This is a genomic window from Chloroflexota bacterium, assembly GCA_016219275.1.
Classification (GTDB): domain Bacteria; phylum Chloroflexota; class Anaerolineae; order UBA4142; family UBA4142; genus JACRBM01.
The window spans coordinates 1-20691 of sequence record JACRBM010000019.1 but is presented as its reverse complement, the minus strand read 5'-3'; the positions used below and the strand labels follow the sequence as shown (position 1 = coordinate 20691).

The following is a 20691-nucleotide window of genomic DNA, read 5'->3' as shown; positions in this document are numbered from 1 at the left end:
TCCACTACATCAAACCAACACAAATACAACTTTTTCGAAAAAAGAAAACGCTACGCGAATTTCAACGCGGCGATTTGCGAATCTTGGCGCGCGTTCGCACAGGTACATATTTGTTCAACAGCAACGCGAGATCGTGACGTGTCTTGTCCGGGATGTGATCGTGCGCGGTGATGATCGCGTCGCGCAACGCGTCAGGGCAGGGGCAGTGCTCGCGCGCTGCCGGAATTTCACTCGCCGCGTATCGCACGATGCGTTTCGCCATCTCCGCATTCTTTAGCAAATTCTGGACGACGGCTTCAACCGTCACCGTGTCGTGCCCAGGATGCCACACATCGTAATCCGTCACCATCGCAACCGTCGCGTAACAAATCTCGGCTTCGCGCGCGAGTTTGGCTTCGGGCAGGGCGGTCATACCGATGATGTCCATTTTCAATTGGCGATACACTTGCGATTCGGCTTTGGTCGAAAATTGTGGACCGTCAATCACCACGAGCGTGCCGCCATTATGAACGCGCGCACCGGCTTTTTGCGCGGCGTTGTACAAAACCTGGGACAACTCTGGACAAAATGGATCGGCAAATGAAATGTGCACGACGGTGTTATCGGGGAAAAAGGTCGCGGGGCGCGCCTTGGTGCGATCAAACAACTGGTCGGGGATCACGATGTCGAGCGGCGCGTAGTCTTCGCGCAGACTGCCGCACGCGCTCAACGAAATGATGCGCTCGACGCCGAGCGATTTGAGTGCGTAGATGTTCGCGCGCACCGGGAGTTCGTGTGGCTTGATGCGATGCCCGCGCCCGTGTCGCGGCAAGAACGCGATTCTCTGGTTACCTAAGGTGCCGAGAATGATCGCGTCGCTGGGCGCGCCAAACGGCGTCTTGACCTTGACCTCTTTGACGTTCGTCAAGCCATCCATTTGGTACACACCGCTACCGCCAATGACCGCGAGGGTTGCCTTGTCCACTTGCTTCATTCCTCCAACTAGGAATACGCCAGACTATCGCGCACGCTGATGCGCGTCGCGCTGCGCGCCGGCAAAATCGAAGCCAACGTCGAGATGACGAGAATGATCACGAGCCACGCGACAATCGCGCTTGAGTTGAATTGGTAATAGAGATTCGCGCTGAACATCGTTTGTCCCAACGCATTTGCCAACGGCGGACTGATGAGCAACGACACGGGCACTGCTATGAACCAACTGAACGATCCTTGCAGCGCGCCTTCCATCACGAACATCCCCATGATCGTACGCGAGCGCGCGCCGACCGCGCGCAACACGCCGATCTCTTTCGTTCGCTCGACGACGCTGATCGAAAGTGTGCCCATCAGCGCGATGCCGCCGACAATCGCGACGATGACCGCGAGCGCCAGCATCATCGAAGTGACGATGCCGAATTGCGCCTCGTTGCCTCGCCGCGCTTCGGGTTCAGTCAGACTGATCGCCACCTTGACGCCGCGCAACTCAAAAACCTCTTTCAATTGAGTGTTGATCGCGGTAACCGATGTGGCATCGCGCCGGCTAGTCCGAACATACATCGTTGCGCCGCGGCTCAGACGCTGGGTCGTAACGAATAACGAATCTTGCGGGACGTAAATGATATCGTCGTTGAACCCACCCGCGAAAACCGGGTCGTACAAGCCGACGACCTGCCAATCGCTTTTGCCGAGTTCGCCCAATGCGAGTGTGATCGTGTCGCCGACGTTGACGCCGCTCTTCTTTGCGAGGTCTTTGGTCATCACGATCGCATTCCCATCGCCCGGTTGAAGCCAACGTCCAGCCACCATCAATGGAATCAGGAAATCACTTCCTGGCGGAACGCCTTCAATCGAACTACCCACGCCGGCTTCCCGCGTTTGTCTGCCGCCGACGAGCACATTCGCGCTGTGCGTATAGCGTACCTCGCTCTTTACAACGCCTTCCACCGCGCGCGCCATCTCGACCACGCGATCAATATTCTGCGAACGCGCGAACTGGATCATCGTGTCAAATTGGCGGCGTTCGTAAATCTTGTCAAGCGTAAGATTGATCGAAGAGGAAAGCGACATGACCATCAAAAACATCGTGCCGGCGATGATGAGAACGAATTGGGTGAGGAACAAGCGACCCTTGCGCCGAAACATGTTGCCGAGCGAGGTCGCATAGTGCGAGGGCAAAAAGCGCGCGCCGATGCGCTCGACCGCGCGATCAAGCCAGTTCGTTCCAAAATCCGCGCCCAAGCCGTAACTCGCAATCGCTTGCCGCACGGTAAGCCGCGCGCCGCCCAAGACGGGAATCACGCCGGCGAACAACGGAACCGCGAGCGCGGCAATCACTTGAAAAGTGATCGCATCCGTCGAAACGCGGAAGGCATTATAATCAATGTTGAACAGATTCAAGAAATACTGCGTGATGCCAAACGCAATAAACGCGCCAAGCGGTAGCGCGATCAACAGCGCGAGCAATCCGTAGATGAATACGCCGGTGAGATACACCTGGACAATCGTCGCGGATTTGCCGCCAATCGCCTTGAGAATGCCGATTTGATCGGTTTGTTGTGTGATGAGCGCGTTGACGGTGTTGTAGACGAGCACGACGCTCATCAACAAAGACACGACCGCCAATAATTGCATCACCAACACAAACCCTTCCATAAAGCCGCGTCCCCAGTGCTTGGTGGGGTCTTGATAAAGCGTCGAGGCAATCCCAATGTCTTGCTTGGCAAGCCGCTCCTTGATCGCCGTCGCCACTTCTTTGGAATAGTCTTCCGAGTACGGGGTGATTTCGACATACGCCGAATTGAATCTGCCTTCGGGAATGCCGAGCCGTTCCATCCCTTGCGCGTCCATGAAAAAGAAGGCGAGATCGAAGAACATCGGCGGCGGCACGAACGGATGACGAATTTTTCCCGAGATTGGAAATTCGCGTTCGGTATTGTTGATCTTTATCGTGATCGTGTCGCCGATATTCTTGTTCAAGAATTGCGCGGCGAGGCGTTCGACGCCAAGATCATCTTTTTTGGGCCACCGACCTTCTTTCAATTGAACGAGTTGGTAGGTTTGCTCATCAAAGTCATCAAGCGTCAGAACGACGCCTTGCTTCCATGGCGCATCGGGCGCGATTTTGTAGCGAATCGTGTTTTGACTGAACGGCTGAATGCCGGCAACGCCCGGCACGCCTTTCAACGCGAGGATCGTGTCGCGGTCAACGAGCGTGTTGAACGCAAGCTGGACGTGCGACGGATTGACCGCGCGATGCGCCTCGTCCATGCCGGTGAGCATTTGATCGCTCATCCCGAACATCGCGCCGATAGCAAACACACCCGCGGCGATACTCAACACGGCGAGGATCGTGCGGCTCTTGCGATGCCATAGGTCGAACCAGACTTTAGCCCAGATGACGCTCATAGTTTTTGGATGTGGGAATTTGGAAATTGGAGGTTGGAGACATTTCCAAATTCCAATATCCAACCTCTAACTTCTAATCAGTATCCTGCCCAGGTTGGTCTGCCGACATACTCGTCGCGCGTGATTTTGCCGTCGAGGATTTCGACGACGCGTGGCACGCGCCGCGCGAGTTCTTTGTCGTGCGTGACCATCAACATCGTCTTGCCTTGTGCGACGATGCTCGAAAACAATTCGAACACATCTTGCGACGTGCGCGAGTCGAGATTGCCGGTCGGCTCGTCGCCGACGATGAGCGGCGGATCGTTCGCGAGCGCGCGCGCAATCGCGGCGCGCTGTTGCTGTCCGCCGGAAACCGCGCTCGGCAATTTGTTCGCGTGTTCGCTCATACCGACGATGTCGAGCAAGTGCAGCGCGCGTTCGCGGCGCTCTTTGGCGGTATATTTGTTAGCGAGGTCCATCGGCAGAATGACATTTTGCAAAATGCTCAACGCGGGCAACATCTGAAAAAATTGGAAGATGATGCCGACGTTCTCGCCGCGCCACGCCGCGAGTTTATCCTCGCTCATTTGATGCACCGGCTTGCCGGTCACGATGATCTCGCCGCTCGTCGGGCGGTCTATCCCGGTGATCATATTCAACAGCGTAGATTTTCCATTGCCCGATGGACCGACAATCGAAACGAATTCACCTGTCTTCACCGCAAACGACACGCCTTTGAGAATCGTCACTTCGGTGTTGCCCACCGGAAATTTCTTGACGACGTCTTTGATTTCGACGATTTTCGTCTTCCCGTTTTGTTCAACCATTGCAACTCCAGTCGTCAGTGGTCAACATCGTATCTACGTTGTAACTCAAGATTGGTTACACCCGCGCCGCCCAAATGATGCTTGTTTTCGCTTGATAGGCATTGGCATCGTAATGATCGGCGAGATATGTGCTGTTGTCATCGCGGGTGACGACATCAATCGGCGCATCCACGTAATTTTCGCGGCGGCGGTACACCGTCACGCGTCCGAATTTATTCTCCGCGACCAGGTTCACCGCCATCGCCGCAAAGTTTGCCGCGCCGAGCAAATCTTGTCCGTCCGGCTCGCCGGTGCGAATGAGATACGAGAGCGGTTGGAACAAGACGCGCTTGCCGGTAATCGCCTCGAGCATCTCGACGACGATCGCGCCGCTCCCGCCCACGCGCGCGCTCAAATCTTGCACGAGTTCAAAAACGATTTCATCGCGCGCCAACCCCTCACCCTTGGTCGCGACGGCTTCGGCTTGGGCGCGCACCTCGGCGAGACGCGATAAGGTGGGCACGTACTTGGCAACGAGTTCCGGCGCGATGGAGGATGCTTCGCTCATCGTGAGAATCGCATAGTTCGCCGGATTCGCGCGTTGGTCGTCCTGGAGTAACTCGGCGAGTTTGCCGGGATCGAAGGGAACTTCGGGGATGAGTGTGCGGTCTGCGCCGGCGAGAAAGCCGATGAGCATCGTCGGCAAGCCAGATGAGCGACCCAGGATTTCGATGACCGCGATTTCTTCGCGCGACCCAGCCATCGCGCGAATCTCTTGCACGAAACGCACGCCGCGCGCCAGGGCGGTTGAAAACCCGATCGAGTAATCGCTGCCGTTCACGTTGTTGTGAACCGTCTTGGGGACGCCGACAATTGGCACGCCTTCCTGGCTCAACCGCGCGGCGTACTGCAGGGCAGTGCGGTCACCCAACGCAATCACGGCGTCGAGTTGCAATGTGTTGATCGCGCGTTTGATGTGCGCGGTCAAATCTACCGCCACTTCATCGCCAACCTGGGATTTGAGAAATGCCGGCACGAGCTGTGGCGGCACGACGCTCGGATCGAGCCGGCTCGCGTGGAGGAACGAACCTGGCATTCGATCAATGTCGCGTACGCGCATTTTGGTCAGCGGCATCGCCTGCTCGCCGTGCGTGGAAAGATTGTCCGGGTCAAAGTTCAGTAACCCTTCCCAGCCCTTGCGAATGCCGACGACATCGTACCCGCGATCGAGCGCATGATAGACGATGGATTTGAGACAGACGTTTTGCCCTGGCGCATCGCCGCCGCCAGTCAAAATTCCGATTCGTTTTGTCATAGGTGCGCCTCACTTTTTGATGAACGCATTACCGGGCTATTATAGTCACGCGGCGAAAAAAGACAAACATGGGATTGCCCATCCGTGCGAAGGTTTGAAGGCATAATCCCGCGCGAATCGGATTCGCACGGATGATCTGAGTAGCCAAACATCAAGTTGCCGAGATTGGACGGCGCACGTATAATCCATGCCAATGAAATCACCTTCATTTCGAATCTTTCGCACCTTCGGTGTGCTCGTTGTGCTCGTCAGCGCACTGCTTCAATTTAGCGCCGCCAACGCGCAAACGCCGACGCCGGAACCACCGCTCGGTAAACTCATCGCGCAGTCCGGCGACGCGTACATTGCGTACGACGCAACGACGCGTACCTGGGAGATCGGCACGGCGGGTATTCGCCGGCGGATGGACTATGACCCAGCCGCGGGCTATCGTCTGCGGAGTCTCAAACACCGCGCCACCAATCGCGAATGGCTCGCGCCCGGCGGCGGCGCGAGCGCCGAACTGCGCGTCGTCATCGAAGGAAAAATCATCACTAGTTCATCGCGCGAATTCGCGTTGAAGAGTTATTCGACGCAGAATCATCCCGACGGCTCGGTCGAACTTCAAGTGGCAATCGCGAACGCGGCGCTCGTCGCGCGCATGCACTATCTTGCGTTTCCAGGCACGAGCGTCATCGAGCAGTGGATCGAAATCGAAAATATCAGCGGGCAAGCGCTCCGCAATCTCGACGTACTCGATTCGATTTCGTCCGGCTTGCGTCCGTCCGCAGAGGTGTTGACACTTTACTGGGTGCAAGGCGTCAGCCCGGGCGTCGCGGACCGGCAAAGCGTGCAACCGGTGCCGGCGCTCCGCGCGCAATCCGCGCGGCTTGACGAAGGCAGTGAAAAGGTCATTCGTTCCGGCGCGCGTTCGTCGGAAGAAGCGATGGGGTGGTTCGTGCTCGCCGCGCCGAATTTGCGCGAGGGCTTGTTCGGCGGCATCAAGTGGTCGGGCTTGTGGCAGTTGCGCGCGCGGCGTGAAGCCGGCTTGACGACGTTGCGCGCCGGCGTGGATCAACTCCATTACGATCTTGCCCATGGCGAAGTGTTTCAGTCGCCGCGACGCTTTCAAGGATTTTATCGCGGCGGTATTGACGACGCAGCGTTTGCCACACATACCTTTGCGCGCGGGTATCTCTTGCGTCCGTTGCCCGCGGGTTTTCCGTACACGCAATACAACACTTGGTTTGCGTACTATACCGATTTCGACGAAGAGAAACTCAAACGCCAAGTAGATATCGCCGCGGCGCTCGGTTTGGAAGTGTTCGTGCTCGATGCCGGCTGGTACGATGGCGCGATCCCAGGCGCGGATTTTTCATTCGGCTTGGGCACCTGGCGCGAGCATCGTGAAAAATTTCCGAGCGGTCTACGAGCGTTTTCCGATTACGTTCACAGCCAAGGGATGCGATTCGGACTCTGGGTTGAGCCGGAGCGGATTGAAGTGCCGTATGTTGGACCGGGACAATCAGTGCCCGTCGCGTGGGTTTCGCCGGTAACGAATTGGGACGGCGACTTGCCCGAAGGCGCGGCGCGCACCACCCAGATTTGCTTGGGCAATCCCGATGCGCGCGCGTGGATGAAAAACTGGCTCGCGCGTTTGATTCAAGACTACCAGGTTGACTGGCTCAAGTGGGACAATAACATTCCGTTGTCGTGCGATCCGCCCGGCGTCCCAGGATACGGCAATTACGCGCATATCCTCGGCTTGTACGAGGTGCTCGACTATTTGCGCGCAGAATTTCCACACGTGATCATCGAGAACTGCGCGAGCGGCGGCAACCGAATGGATTACGCCATGATGCGCCGTACGGATATTGCTTGGTTGAGCGATGAGACCGATCCCAGTTATCGCGTGCGCTATCACACCATCGGCGCAAGTTTTCCGTTCCCGCCGGACCATCTCAACTCGTTCATCGTCGAGTCGTGGTTCGAACCGTTGAGCCGCGCGGATAGCGACCCGGCGTTATTGCGCGCGTGGCTACGCAGTCGGATGCTTGGCGCGTTCGGCATTTCCGCGCAGATGGACGAATGGGGTAGCGAGTTTCGCGCGACGGTTGCGCTCGAGATTCAACGGTACAAAAGTGTGCGCGATATTATCGTGCATGGACGCTTGTACCATTTGCTTCCGCAATCCGATTTGAGTTTGCCCATGCTCGAACCGCCAGCCGAACCGGACGCGATTGAATTTTTCGATGCGACGAGCCAGCGCGGATTCGTGTTGCTCTTTCGCGGCAGTGTTCCCTTGACTCAACGACGCGTCGTGTTGCGCGGCTTGAATCCGAACACCCTGTACGAAGTCAACTCGGCGGACGGCACGATTGCATTGCGTCAAACCGGTCGCCAGTTGATGAGTCAGAATATTACGATGCGCTATCCGCCGGAACATCCTTCGGCAATGTTGTTTATCACGCCCGCAAATAATGCGCCGTAGGGAACGCTCGCCGGAGCGTTCCCTAGATTGCGTTTCCTACATCTTGCGATAATCAATCCGCGTGTACCCTGCACCCCACGGGTCGCCACGCTCGAACACACCCAGACCCAGTTCGCTCGCCAGCCGGAGATAGTTGTCCGCGTTTGGCAACGCACCCCACTCGGCATCGAGTAGATCGCACAGCACCGAATCCAACGCGACCGGATCGGTCGCGAAGAAAAGACTGTTCGGCGTTTGATTGCCAAATGTCCGCATCAATTTCGCCGGCGAATTCCAATCGTCACCGGTAAATAGTCCATCGGCAATCGTCAACACCGTTTTGGCGCGAATAGACGACATGCGGTAGAGGTCCACGAGCGGATTGTAATCTGTGCGAAAGCGCGCGCCCGCCGGGAAAATGTACGGATGGAACCCGCTTGGCAAGTTGGTCGAGCCGAGATGATTCTTGAAACCCAATGTGATCCCCGCGCCGCTCTTGTGTCCTTTGAAGATTGGCAGGTTGATCACGTACGTTGCGTTGACGAGCACATCCGTGAGCTTGATCGTCGGCAGAGGCATCACCTCAGCCGGCGGCGCAAAGACAATCTTCGCGTCCGGCGCGGTGCTATCGAAACTCGCGCGCTCGTGCCCGCCCGTATCGAAAAAGCGTATTCCGGTAAACGCGCATCCGTTGACGTACCGTTCGGGAATGACGTGCGTCGCATCGAACACCCAAACATCGTTCGCTTGCACGCCAATCATTTGCAATCCGCGTACGATGGCGTTGAGTGTTTCGACGACCGCATCCAGATTCCCATTGCCGCCATTCGCAAAATTCACTTTGAGCGCGATGCCTTGCCCAGATTGATAACTCGGCAACAACGCGCGCCATGCGTCCGCGACCGTCGCGCGATTCGTCAGCGTCATTACGCCGCGTTCGACCATTTCGTTGACGACATCTTGATTGACAAAGGTCCAGTACTTGGGCTGTCCACTCCACGTCGTCGCGCGCGTATCGTGAACGTGAATCACCCGCGGCGGCTCGCCGGACTTGACGGTCAGCATCTGTGTCCCCACCTGATCGCGATGCCACGCGACGCGCTCTTGCACCAGCCCCGCCCAGTAGCGCGCGACGCGCGCGTTCGTCAAACGGATCGCGCCGGTGATCGTGCGCGTTTCGCCGGGCGCGAGCGGCGCGCCCAAACCCCAGCGATAGGGATGATCCACACCGATGCGTCCATCGAAGTCTACCGCGACGCGAAACGCGCTATAAATGTCCGGGAAACCGCGCGTGTAGAATGTGTCGCCCTCCGTGTACACGAATCCTGGGTCGGGACCCTGAGTCGCAATCGTTTGCGGAGCCGTGTTCTTGAGCGTGATACTCACGTTGACGAGTTCGTTCGCCGCGACGGTTGTCGGCGAAAATTCCACGCCGACGATTTGCGGCGCGTCCATCGGCACGGGGTCAACGATGATGCGTTGCGTACCTGCCTGGTCTTGCGCCCACTCGATTTGTTCCTGCACCAAACCGACCCAGTAATTTTTCGATTGCGCGGTGTTCAAGCGAATCGCGCCGACGACCGTGCGCGTTTCGCCGGGCGCGAGCGGAGTCCCAAAGCCCCAACGATACGGATGATCCACACCGGTGCGCCCATCGAAATCTACCGCGACGCGGAATGCGCCGGACGTGTCCGGAAAACCGCGCGTGTAGAATGTGTCGCCTTCATCGTACACCAATCCAGGAGTGGGTTCTTGCGTTAGCGCCGGCGCGTTCGATTCGTTGCGAACGGTCACGCTCACGTTAAGCAGGTCGCCGACATTGAGCTGGGTCGGCGAAAATGCAACGCTGACGATACGCGGTTTGCCGGCGGGCAAGGTCGCGGTGATTTTCTGCGCGCCGCGCTTGGCCTGCCACCACGCGACGCGTTCCTGCACCAAGCCCGCCCAATAATTTTGCGATTGCGTTTGCTTGAGTCGAATCGCGCCGGTGATCGTGCGCGTTTCACCGGGCGCGAGCGGCGCGCCCAAACCCCAGCGGTACGGATGGTCAATCCCCGCGCGATTCTCGAAATCTATGCCGATACGAAAATTGCCGGGCGTGTCGCTGAAACCGCGACTGATAAACGAGTCGCCTTCGTCGTACTCGAATCCTGGGTCGGGACCCTGGGTCGGCAACATTGTGTTACTCGTGTTCTTAACCGTGACACTCACGTTGAGCAATTCGCCCACGAGCAACGCGGTCGGCGTAAATGCCACGTCCGTGATTTCAAATCCTGGCGTGACGGTGATCGCTTGCGCGCCTTGCCGGTCTTGGCGCCACGCAGTTCTTTCTTGCACCAACCCAGCCCAGAATGTTTTCGTCTGCGGCGTCGTGAGTCGAATCGCGCCGGTGATCGTGCGTGTTTCGCCGGGTGCGAGCGGAGTACTAAAGCCCCAACGGTACGGGTGGTCTACGCCGGTGCGCCCATCGAAATCCACCGCAACACGAAACGCGCCGGGCACATCGGGATAGCCGCGCGTGAAAAATGTATCGCGCTCGGTGTACTCAAATCCTGGATTGGGTCCTTGGGTTGCCAGAGTGTCGTCGCTGAGATTGTTAACCGTGATGCTCACGTTGAGCGAATCGCCACCGACGACGGTTGACGGCGTGAACCTGACCTGGGAAATCGTCGGTGTTGGGTGCGTTTGTTGTTGCAGTGCGTACCACGCGGCGCGATGCGCGCCCGTGGTGTCTACGATGCCCCAGCCCTCTTCGAGCATCCGCCACGTAAACCAGAACGCGTGCGCGACGGTGTCCTTGCCCAATTCGCGCATCAGGTTGAACGCGCGTGTGAGATACTCGGCGACGGCTTGCTCGGGTGATTGATTCCACTGGTACGCGAGTTCCGCGCCAATCTCGGTGATCCACAGCGGTTTGCCGGCAATCGCGCGCGCGCGGGTGATCGAATCGCGCAGATCGCCCAAGCCCCAATCGCTCGTTGGATAATTTTCCACGCGCAATCCGTACGGATGCCAGCCGACCGCATCGCACTGGTCGCGCGCGATGTTCATCACGGCTTGCAAGTATGGATGATTCTTGCCGCAACAAATGCCCGCGGAAATCACCGGCACATCGCTGACCGCTTTGATTTTGGGATACGTCGCCGCGAGTAGTGCGCCGTACTGTTCCGGCAAAATCTGCTGTGAGTCTGGTTCGTTGAACACTTCGAGCGCGGCAATGCGACCATTATAAAATGCCGCGATTTTTTGTGCGAGGTCGGACACGCGCCCAATGTAACCAGCATTCGCGTCGCCCCAGTCGCTCGACGTAGCGGGCGGCGGAACTTCGCCAAGCGTTTCCGGATTGACCAGCACGAGCACGCGCGTGTCGAGATCGCGATAGCGATCCAACAAAAGATCGAGTTCGAGATTATTGCCGGTCGCGGTGTTTTGAAATTCATCGCGCAGAAGATAACGCACCCATTTTGCGCCCATCGCGCGTAATTCATCAACGGAAGGCAACACCGTCTCACGCGGACCGGGATTGATCGCTAGACCGGCGAGTACGTTTTCAGGCAAAGTCATACGGCGGCTCCTTGGCGAGAAATTTGTTTTTCAGCGACGCACGCGTTATAATAATAGTGATCGCGTTTCCGTACCGGGTTTGGTGCCAGTCTAATCCAAGTCGTCGCAGAATGCAAGCATCTTTTGCCCAGACGCGCAAAACGGACGTCGTCGTCCGATGATTATACTTCGCAGGAGAAATGCTTTATGCTCCGTCTTACCAAAGGATTATGGCTGGCAGGTGTATTGGGTTTAGTTGGGTTGCTTGCAGGTGGGTGCCAGACTCAACCGAACAGTACACCGACTGTTATCCTCATGCCGACCGTCGCCCCCACGACTTTACCCACCCAGGCATCGTTACCGCTTATCGTCCCCGCGGTTGCAGCCACGAGCACGCCGACCACTGTTCCCGTCGTCATCGCGCCGAGCGTCACACCCACGCCCGAACCCGAATCATTGTTCGACGCGCTCGTGCGACCGCTTGTAGCCGACGCGTCACGTCGGCGCGCCGAACGCTCCAAGCAAGATCCGGAATTCGCCAAGAGTGTGGACTTGACGCTCAACGAAGGACGCATCAACTTTTTGTTGTACGGGTACGGCGAAACGCACGAGCCGCCGGTGACCGAGAAAGCGATTATCGGTTCGTACACGATTATCTCGTACGATTTGCGCGCGCGCCAAGCCGATCTGATTTCATTTACGCACGACATTCGCGCGCCCGAAGTTGAACGCGCGATGTGGAAATCCGGCGAAAAGCGCTACGCACTGCGGATGGACCAGGCGTACCACGTGGGCGGATTCAAGTTGCAGCGCCAGATGATGCGGAACGCGACCGGCTTGGCGATAGATTATCAAGTCACGTTCCGCGATGCGGTGCTCCAGTCCGCGATTGACGGCGTGTTTGAAGGCGTCGAAGTGGACGTGCCGGTCGCGTTCCAGGTCCAACCGTTTTATCTCGACGGCAAAAAGTACGACAAGGGTTATTTTCCACAGGGCAAACAAAAGATGAACGGCGCGCGCGTGATCCAGTTCATCAAGACCGTGCCGGTGACCGAGGGATATTACGGCAAAGAGTTGGAACACAACACGCGCAAACACCTGGTGTTCAACGCGTTGCTCGACATGCTCGCGCAAAAACAAAAGGAACCCAAGTTCTGGCTCAACCTTTCGACGTTTATTACGAAGGAATCGTTGACGGGCACGATTGCGTACGATTTCGACGTGATCCCGCTCGCGGTCAACAATATTCGCGAAGCGACGGCAAGTCTGGACAAGTTGTCCAAAAGTTCGTCGCGCCAAGTCCAGTTACCCAAGATCGGGCGCACGTTGTACATCGTTGACCCGGCGCATGGCGATGGGGGAGTGCGGTGGGTAGAAGGTGATGCAATCGAAAATCCGATATCGAAGAAGGACATTGAGACTAACATTTATCCGCACCTCGCGTACGAAGTGCCGAGCGGCGCGAATCCCTATGGTGATCTGGTTACCGAGTACTGGCGACCGGTGCGCGTGCTTCTACGAGACAGATTGACGTCGCCAGCGCTCGACGCCTTACCGGTTCACCCAGAGTAATTCGCGTACGAACAAACGCTCACTCGATTCGAGTGAGCGTTTGTTCGTTCTGGTGGAGATGGCGGGAATTGAACCCGCGTCCGAAAAGTTTGCCTCAGAGTATCTACAAGCCTAGTCGGTTTTTGTGTCTTGCGCTTGCCGGCTCAACCGACAAAGGTGCAAGCGCCGAGCCAGGTCGGCTTCCGCCTCTTAGTTGAGCGTTACCGGCGTGGCGCTCAACGCACCCCAACTTGGTGTCGCCCGACGCGCATCCTTTGGGGGAGAACGCGCGTGGACGTCGCCGGGCTAGCCGGCGAACCTGTTAGCTAATCCAGCCGTGGCTTACGCCGCAACGGGAAGAGCCGCGAGGTTGGTGCGAGTGTTCGCAGCTATCGTTTGCTCGTTTTATGGTGGTCAAGCGCCACCGCTGGCAACTCTGTCACGCCCTCCTCGTCGAAGCCATGCATCCCCAGTTCAGGATTTTCGATTTTGGATTGGTCGAAAATCCATCGGTATTATAGCACGCGCACGAACGCGCGGCAAATTGCAATCTTGACAGTCCATCTTGATGCTACTATATTCATCGTCGTGTTGATTGTTACGAAATCAAGTTAAAGATCAAGGGCGCTCGTAACCATGCGAATCTCTATCATCCTGGCACATCCCACTCACTCAAGTTTCAATCACGCCATCGTTCAAGTCGCCATTGCCGAACTGGTGCAGAATGAGCACCAAGTTTTCTTTCACGATCTGTATGCCGAAAAATTTGATCCGATTCTCCTCACAGATGAGATTCCTCAAGAAGCCATTGTCCCGCAAGAAGTTGAGAGGCATTGCCAAGAAATATCCAACGCCGATGGCATCATCATCGTGCATCCGAATTGGTGGGGACAGCCGCCTGCCATACTCAAAGGGTGGATCGACCGCGTCATTCGTCCTGGGATCGCGTATCAATTTCTGGATGGAGACAAGGGCGAAGGAGTTCCAATCGGATTGTTGAAAGCGAAGGTTGCGTGCGTCTTCAATACATCGAATACAATATCAGAACGCGAAGCACGCGTCTTTGGAGATCCGCTCGAAACACTTTGGAAGAACTGTGTCTTTGGTTTATGCGGAGTCAAGACCTTTAATCGTGAGACGTTCAGCGTCGTTGTTACCAGTACGCCGGAGCAGCGTCAAGCGTGGCTAGCGCACGTACGAGAAATCGTGCGACGTTATTTTCCACAAGACTAGCGCGTCCGTTCTTTCACCGCGCGCCGAATTTCGCGGTCGCTCTCACGCTTGGCAATGGATTCGCGCTTGTCGTACAGTTTCTTGCCGCGCGCCAAACCGACTTCGATCTTGGCGCGATTCTTTTTGAGGTACGCGCGCAAGGGGATGAGCGTCAATCCTTTTTCCTGCGCGCGCCCGGCAAGCCGCAAGATTTCTTTGCGATGCATCAACAATTTGCGCTCGCGATAGGGATTCGCGTTTTGCCGGCTCGCCGGCTCGTACGGCGCGATGTGAACGTTCATCAACCACAACTCGCCATTGCGAACCTGCGCGTAACTATCGCGTAAATTCAAACTCCCCGTCCGCACCGATTTGATTTCGGTGCCGGTGAGCGCGATGCCGGCTTCGTACGTTTCTTCGATGAGATAATCGTGGTACGCTTTGCGATTCGTCGCGAGCACTTGAAGATTTTCTGCCATAGGATTACAAAGGTAGAGACGTTGCGCCGCAACGTCTCTACTCATCTATTTTCCGGTCTGCAAAAATTGGATTGCGCGATCCAACTGTGGATCGCGTTTCGTTGCGATGTCGTCTTCGGTCAGGTCAACTTCAATGTCCGGCGCGATCCCGATGTGGTGAATCGCATTATCCTTCGGACTGAAAAAGTTTGCGATGGTCACGCGCAATTCCGATTTGTCGCTGAGCGTGTGAACGTTTTGGACCGAACCCTTGCCAAAGGTCATCGTACCGATCAGCGTCGCGCGTTTGTAATCTTTCAACGCCGCCGCGACGATCTCCGATGCGCTCGCCGATCCCTTGTCTATCAACAGCACCATCGGAATATCCGACGCGAGTCCGCCGCGCCCGGCTTTTATCTCTTCGCGACGTCCGTCTTTGTATTTCGTGATCAGCACCGTTTGTCCTTGCCGGAGAAACTGGCTCGCGACGTCAATCGCCACCGGCAAATATCCGCCTGGGTCACGCCGCAAGTCGAAGATCAACCCCGTCGGTTTTTGCGCGAGCAGGTCTTGCAAGGCGGCGCGCATTTCATCCGGCGCGGTCGCGCCAAATTCGTTGAGCCGCAGATACGCGAGCTTGGTGCCTTCGATCATCTTGGATTCGACGAACGGTTGGCGAATCGTATCGCGCGTGATTTCGACCGTGAACGGCGCTTGCTTGGTGCGCTGAATGACCAACTTGACCTTCGTGCCTTTGGGTCCGCGAATCAAACGCACGGCTTGCGTCGTGTCCATATTTTGGATGATCGTGTCATCCACTTGGAGCACCACATCGCCGGGTAAAATCCCCGCGCGTTCCGCCGGTGAATTCTTGATCGGCGACACAATCGTCAGCCGCCCCTCGCGCATTTCAACCGTCGCGCCGATGCCTTCGAACGATCCTTGCAAATCCGTCGAAGTAATCACGGCGGTCTTGGCATCCACAAAGCGTGTGTTGGGATCGCCGAACGCGGTGATCATTCCATCAATCGAGCCATTGACCATGCCGTCCGGGTCTATCGGCGTCTTGTAGAAATCCTGTTTGACAAAGTTCCACGCTTCCCAGAAAACCGGCATCGTGGATTTCCAGTCCGCTGGCGCGCCGCCGTCCTGGGGCAGGGGAGGCGGGAACATTTGCCGACTCGCGACGTACCCGCCCGCGAACGCGCCCGAGACGAGCACGGCGACGACGATGGATGTTATTAGCACGCGCAAAATTCCGCGAATCATAGTTTCCTCATTTAGGATTTAGGATTTCAGATTTATGAGTTTGGATCGCCGGATAAATCATAAATCGAAAATCATAAATCAGAAATTTTTCTACGCGCCCTTGTTCAGATACTCGATGGCGCGATTCAATTGCGGGTCCACGCCTTTTTGGATGGATTCGTTCGTCAGCGGGACGGCAATATCGGGCTTGAGTCCCGTGCCTTCGATTTGATTTTTCTTCGGGGTGAACCAGGTTGCGGTCGTGATGTGCAATGCTGAACCATCGCTCAGTTTGCGAATCGTCTGCACCGAACCTTTGCCGTACGTCGGCTCGCCGATGAGCGGCGCGCGTTTATAATCCTGCAACGCGCCGGCGAGAATTTCTGCCGCGCTCGCCGTGCCGCTGTTCACGAGGACGGCAACGCGCAGATCGGTGACGCCGCGCCGACTGCCAGCTTTAAAATCCTTGTCGGTGCCGTCGCGATATTTTTCGTACACGACGACGTCGTTGTTCTTCAAGAATTGTCCGGCGATGTCGAGCACCGGATCCGGGAACAAGCCGCCGGGATTGTTCCGCAGGTCGAGCACCAAGCCGGTAACTTTTTGCGATTTCAGGTTGTCCACTGCTTTAGCGAATTCGTTCGCGGTCTCCGACGTTTCCAGCGTGACCTTGATGTATCCGAACGTTGTGTTCGGCAACATTTTGTACTGGACGGTGGGCAACGCGTATTTTTCGCGCTTGAGATCCAAGTCCATCGGCTTGGCGTCGCCGATGCGACGTACCTGTATTTTAACGGTACTGTCAATCGGTCCGCGCAACAATCCCTGGGCTTCTTGGACGGTGACTTGGAATGCCACATCCTTGTCGCCAATTTTGAGCACGATGTCACCGGCGCGGAGGCCGGCTTTATCCGCCGGCGAACCGGGCACTGGCGCGACGATGGTCAGCACACCGTCTTTGATGTCGAGATTCAAACCCACATCGCCAGTCTCACCTTGCAGTGTGGATTGTTCGGCGCGGGCGGGTTCCGGTTCGATCAACACGGTGTGCGGATCCTTCAAGGATTGCAACATGCCGCGAATCGCGCCATGCGTCAGAGTTTGGCGATCGGGAATGTCGCCGTAGAATTCACCCTTCGCGACATTCCACGCTTCCCAGAATAATTTGAAACTGCTGGGAATATCCGACGGAGCCGGCTGCGTCCGGACTTGATAGTAATTCATGCCAAAGCCGGCAAAAAAAGCGACGAAGAGAACCAAGCCGACGAGTAAAAGTAAAACAACGAGTCGCAGAAATGTTCGCATGATTGATCTCACCTCACGATAAACGGAGCACTGAATTGTGCGGCGCATTGTACTCAAGAAAACGCGATTGGTCAATCGCCCTTGTCGTCGGCGTCGCCGCGATAGCCGAACGCGGCGCGATGCGCCGCGCGCATTTTCTTGTTCGAGACTTTAGCATAGATGCGCGTTGTTTCAGGCGATGAATGTCCCAGCATATCTTGGACGATGGCGAGATCCCCGGTCGTGTCCAACACTTTGGTCGCGAACGCGTGACGCAACGAATGCGGCGTCATCGTGATATCAATCCCCGCCGCGCGCGCGAGCGCATTGAACACGAGGCGCACTGAATCGGTCGTCAGCGGCAGAACGCGTTCACTCGCGCGCCGATCGTGACGCGCAAAGAGCGGCAGTTCGTACAACGCGCGACCCTTCGCGCCATCACTGCGCGCTTTCAAATAGTTCTGAATCGCGTTCCACGCCGCGTCGTCGAAATAAACGATGCGTTGCTTGTCGCCTTTGCCAATCACGCGCGCCGCGTGCGTGCGATAATCGAGGTCATCGCGTTTGAGCGTGACGAGTTCGCCGACGCGCATCCCGGACGCGCGCAACGCTTCGAGCATCGCAATGTTACGCAGGCGTGCGAGTTCGAGACGCGGCTTTTTGTCTTCTTTCGGCATCGCGCGCGCCGCGCGCAATATGGCAGTGATCGCTTCATCGGGCGGAAGTTTGGGGAGCGGGCGACTGTAGCCGCGCCGATATTTTTTGAACGCGCCGCGCATTCGCTCGATGTCGGACGCGGGCAATTCGACAATCTTTTCTCTCAATAGATACGCATAGAACTGCGAAAGGGTTGCAAGATACGTTCGCAGAGTCGCCTTGGCAATGTCGCGTTCCTCGTTCAACCAGCGCGCGCATTCGAGCGCGTGGTCTACCGAAAGCGTGGAGGCGATATCGGTAGGGGAGTGCTTGGCGAAGGTGAGGTACTCTTTGAAACGTTCGAGTCCTTGCGCGTACGTTTCGACCGTGCGCGGCGATTGACCAATTGCCAGGTCGCGCAGATAATTTTGAATCACATCGTCAATTGTTGCAATACGCGGAGCGTCTGTCAAATTGATCGGTGGGGGAGTGGGGCGCGGCTTCTTCAAAATGCCTCCTATTTACACTCGTCTAAATTTCGATTAAGGTAAGTATAAATAAATATGGTTTACGTGTCAAATCTACTCGACGTAAATCAAGTTTGGGCAAAATTGCGCTGTGTCGAGAAAGCGATGTTTTTGCATCGCGTACCGCGCAACGAATCCTGGGACGCTGTATGATTCTCTGCGCGCACGCATCAAGAAAAAATAATCACTCGCCCGCGCACACAGACATTCGCAGACGCACGCCAATTCAATTTATGTGCAACGCATCCAGACCTGGAATGTTTCCACGCTTCGCGCCTTCCAGGTCTCGTCCACGCGCTAACGCGGCTCTGGGACGCTGTGGCAATCAGACCTGTCGGGTCTTCAAGACCCGACAGGTCTTCCCAAGTCGCGCCCTTGCCTGTTGGACTAGGCGATCGTTGACCGCTATCGTCTGCAATTGTCATTTCGACGCTTCGCGCACGAACTGTCACTTCGAGCGAAGCGAGAAGTCTCTACCGTGTAGCGGAAAGATTTCTCCCTTCGGTCGAAATGAAAGTTCCTGAACAGCCACATTCTGTCGCCTGCCGTCGCTAAACAGAAAATTTGTTCTAATTGGAAATTCGTAAACGATTGTGATATACTCAAGTTCGTACCGCACTGGTTTGTCATTCCGAGCAAAGCGAGGAGATTCCTCACTTCGTTCGGAACGACATGGACAAAACAATTTCCGCACGTCTCACCGAGGCAACCCGATGCCCAATCCATTCTTTTACGGCGGTCACGTTCAACCCGATCAGTTCGTCGGACGCAAGCATGAACTGCGGCGCATTTTCTCCGCGCTCGACACCGCACACACCGGACAATTGCAAAGCATCTCGGTCGTCGGTCCGCGTCGCATCGGCAAATCCTCCCTGCTCTTTTACGTCGCACATCGCTTTTCGCAACACTTGTCCGCGCCGCAAAATTATCGTTTCACCTACGTCGAACTGCCGAGCGCAGAATGCCGCACGCTCGATGGACTGGTGAGCAAAATTCTGCGCGACCTGGGTGCGAACGGCAACAAGAAACAACCACCGCTCGTGCGCTTTGAGAGCGCGATCCACGCGTTGAAAGCGAGCGGCGTTTGCCCGGTTGTGTGCGTGGACGAGTTTGAGGAACTGACCGATCATCGCGACGAATTTCCGCACGATGTGTACGATTCGTGGCGCGCGCTCATCAACAGCCACGCAATCGCATTCATCACCGCGTCCAAATCACCGCTGGCGGATTTGGCGACGACGCACGGCTACACTTCGCCGTTCTTTAACGTGTTCACTTACTTGCCGCTGGGCGAACTAACCGACGACGAAGCCCGCGCGTTGATTGAACGCGGCGCGAACGGCGACCAGCCCTTTACGCCAACCGAGATGAGCGAGGTGTTGACACTTGCCGGGAATCATCCGTACCGTTTGCAACTTGCCGGGAGTTTGGTGTACGAAACCAAAGCGGACAACCGCGCGCTGGATTGGGCGGAGATAAGACGCGCGTACATTCAACAACTACAACAGGTTGGACTGGAAATAAAATTTGGACGTGTGCTTGCTTCCGCTGGACGTAAGTTTGGCAATGCCGCTTCTTCGACCGGCAAATTTGCGTTTCAAGAAGCCATCAAAGCGTGGATTGACAGTATCTTTCGACCAAAATAATTTATTGTAGGGGCGACGCATGCGTCGCCCCTACCCCCATCCGTACCGAGAATCCTTATGCCCACCACTCTCAAATTCCCCAACGACATTTTACGTTTGCTCTACTGGGTTTTCTTCAAGCCATTCACTCTCCGAGTTTACGCTCGCACAATTGATGAACGTTTGAATGAAAATCTTTTATTGTGGCGAGCGCGAGACAAATTCGCCACTCTCCCTGCCTTACGCAATCTAGTTTGGCTTTCTACTTGTTTAATCGCATTTGCTCCAACCGCTTTATGCATTGCAACCGGATTAGTTCTACAAATCTTTGGAGCAGATTTTTATTGGTTCATCGCGCGGACTGCAAGTGGAAGTCAAACCGCAGGTGCATTGCTATATGTGATTCCTTTTTCTTTTGGCGCATTGTTAAGTGAGTTTTTGTTTTGGCGTTTTAATTTAAATCTGTTGCTCACGTATGTCGTAGCATTAGCTCTTGGAGTAGCAATCTATTTTGTACTCACGGCGTTCGGCGTGGCGTTCGGCGTGGCGTTCGGCGTGGCGTTCGGCGTGGCGGTCGGCGTGGCGGTCGGCGTGGCGGTCGGCGTGGCGGTCGGCGTGGCGGTCGGCGTGGCGGTCGGCGTGGCGGTCGGCGTGGCGGTCGGCGTGGCGGTCGG

The 20691-nt window shown here is 56.4% G+C and carries 14 protein-coding genes and 1 other RNA gene; 5 read left to right on the top strand and 10 right to left on the bottom strand.

Going from position 1 to position 20691, the window contains the following annotated elements:
* Positions 1 to 61: 61 nt before the first annotated feature.
* The 4 genes from mtnP to HY868_03460 all read right to left on the bottom strand — a co-directional run bounded on the left by mtnP (position 62) and on the right by HY868_03460 (position 5484).
* The gene (gene mtnP / locus HY868_03475; protein ID MBI5301172.1) at positions 62 to 964 is read right to left on the bottom strand and encodes an S-methyl-5'-thioadenosine phosphorylase; all 903 of its coding nucleotides are present in this window, start codon (positions 962 to 964) and stop codon (positions 62 to 64) included.
* A 17-nt stretch (positions 965 to 981) separates the two neighbouring features.
* Entirely contained in the window at positions 982 to 3384 is a 2403-nt protein-coding gene (locus HY868_03470; GenBank protein ID MBI5301171.1) for an ABC transporter permease, read from the bottom strand.
* A gap of 77 nt (positions 3385 to 3461) precedes the next feature.
* On the bottom strand, positions 3462 to 4190 hold the full coding sequence (locus HY868_03465) for an ABC transporter ATP-binding protein (GenBank protein ID MBI5301170.1): 729 nt from the start codon (positions 4188 to 4190) through the stop codon (positions 3462 to 3464).
* A gap of 55 nt (positions 4191 to 4245) precedes the next feature.
* A complete protein-coding gene (locus HY868_03460) occupies positions 4246 to 5484 on the bottom strand; it encodes a 6-phosphofructokinase (protein MBI5301169.1) in 1239 nt (412 codons plus the stop codon).
* A 193-nt stretch (positions 5485 to 5677) separates the two neighbouring features.
* Between HY868_03460 and HY868_03455 the strand changes: the two genes are divergently transcribed.
* Positions 5678 to 7954 carry an alpha-galactosidase gene (locus tag HY868_03455; GenBank protein ID MBI5301168.1) on the top strand — a complete coding sequence of 759 codons (2277 nt, stop codon included), beginning with the start codon at positions 5678 to 5680 and terminating at the stop codon, positions 7952 to 7954.
* A 36-nt stretch (positions 7955 to 7990) separates the two neighbouring features.
* Here the strand turns inward: HY868_03455 and HY868_03450 are convergent, their stop codons facing one another.
* A complete protein-coding gene (locus tag HY868_03450) occupies positions 7991 to 11497 on the bottom strand; it encodes a DUF362 domain-containing protein (protein ID MBI5301167.1) in 3507 nt (1168 codons plus the stop codon).
* 186 nt (positions 11498 to 11683) lie between these two features.
* Here HY868_03450 and HY868_03445 point away from each other — a divergent pair, with 186 nt between their 5' ends.
* A complete protein-coding gene (locus HY868_03445; protein MBI5301166.1) occupies positions 11684 to 13048 on the top strand; it encodes an LCP family protein in 1365 nt (454 codons plus the stop codon).
* Positions 13049 to 13098: 50 nt separating this feature from the next.
* On the opposite strand, the gene ssrA is transcribed toward HY868_03445, so the two are convergent.
* Positions 13099 to 13498: a transfer-messenger RNA gene (gene ssrA, locus HY868_03440) on the bottom strand.
* 165 nt (positions 13499 to 13663) lie between these two features.
* Between ssrA and HY868_03435 the strand changes: the two genes are divergently transcribed.
* Positions 13664 to 14260 (top strand): NAD(P)H-dependent oxidoreductase, encoded by a 597-nt coding sequence (locus HY868_03435; protein ID MBI5301165.1) that lies wholly within the window; start codon positions 13664 to 13666, stop codon positions 14258 to 14260.
* Here the strand turns inward: HY868_03435 and smpB are convergent.
* From smpB to HY868_03415, 4 genes are all read right to left on the bottom strand, one after another.
* On the bottom strand, positions 14257 to 14718 hold the full coding sequence (smpB, locus tag HY868_03430) for an SsrA-binding protein SmpB (protein ID MBI5301164.1): 462 nt from the start codon (positions 14716 to 14718) through the stop codon (positions 14257 to 14259). The two genes, HY868_03435 and smpB, sit on opposite strands and share 4 nt — an antisense overlap.
* A gap of 45 nt (positions 14719 to 14763) precedes the next feature.
* Complete coding sequence (locus HY868_03425; protein ID MBI5301163.1) at positions 14764 to 15966, bottom strand: S41 family peptidase; 1203 nt, start codon at positions 15964 to 15966, stop codon at positions 14764 to 14766.
* Between the two features lie 90 nt (positions 15967 to 16056).
* Complete coding sequence (locus HY868_03420) at positions 16057 to 17250, bottom strand: S41 family peptidase (GenBank protein MBI5301162.1); 1194 nt, start codon at positions 17248 to 17250, stop codon at positions 16057 to 16059.
* A 71-nt stretch (positions 17251 to 17321) separates the two neighbouring features.
* Positions 17322 to 18374 carry a tyrosine-type recombinase/integrase gene (locus tag HY868_03415; GenBank protein MBI5301161.1) on the bottom strand — a complete coding sequence of 351 codons (1053 nt, stop codon included), beginning with the start codon at positions 18372 to 18374 and terminating at the stop codon, positions 17322 to 17324.
* Positions 18375 to 19105: 731 nt separating this feature from the next.
* On the opposite strand from HY868_03415, the gene HY868_03410 reads away from it, so the two are divergent.
* Positions 19106 to 20038 carry an ATP-binding protein gene (locus HY868_03410; GenBank protein ID MBI5301160.1) on the top strand — a complete coding sequence of 311 codons (933 nt, stop codon included), beginning with the start codon at positions 19106 to 19108 and terminating at the stop codon, positions 20036 to 20038.
* Positions 20039 to 20095: 57 nt separating this feature from the next.
* Positions 20096 to 20691 (top strand): ATP-binding protein (locus HY868_03405; protein MBI5301159.1); only part of this gene is annotated, 596 nt, incomplete at its 3' end.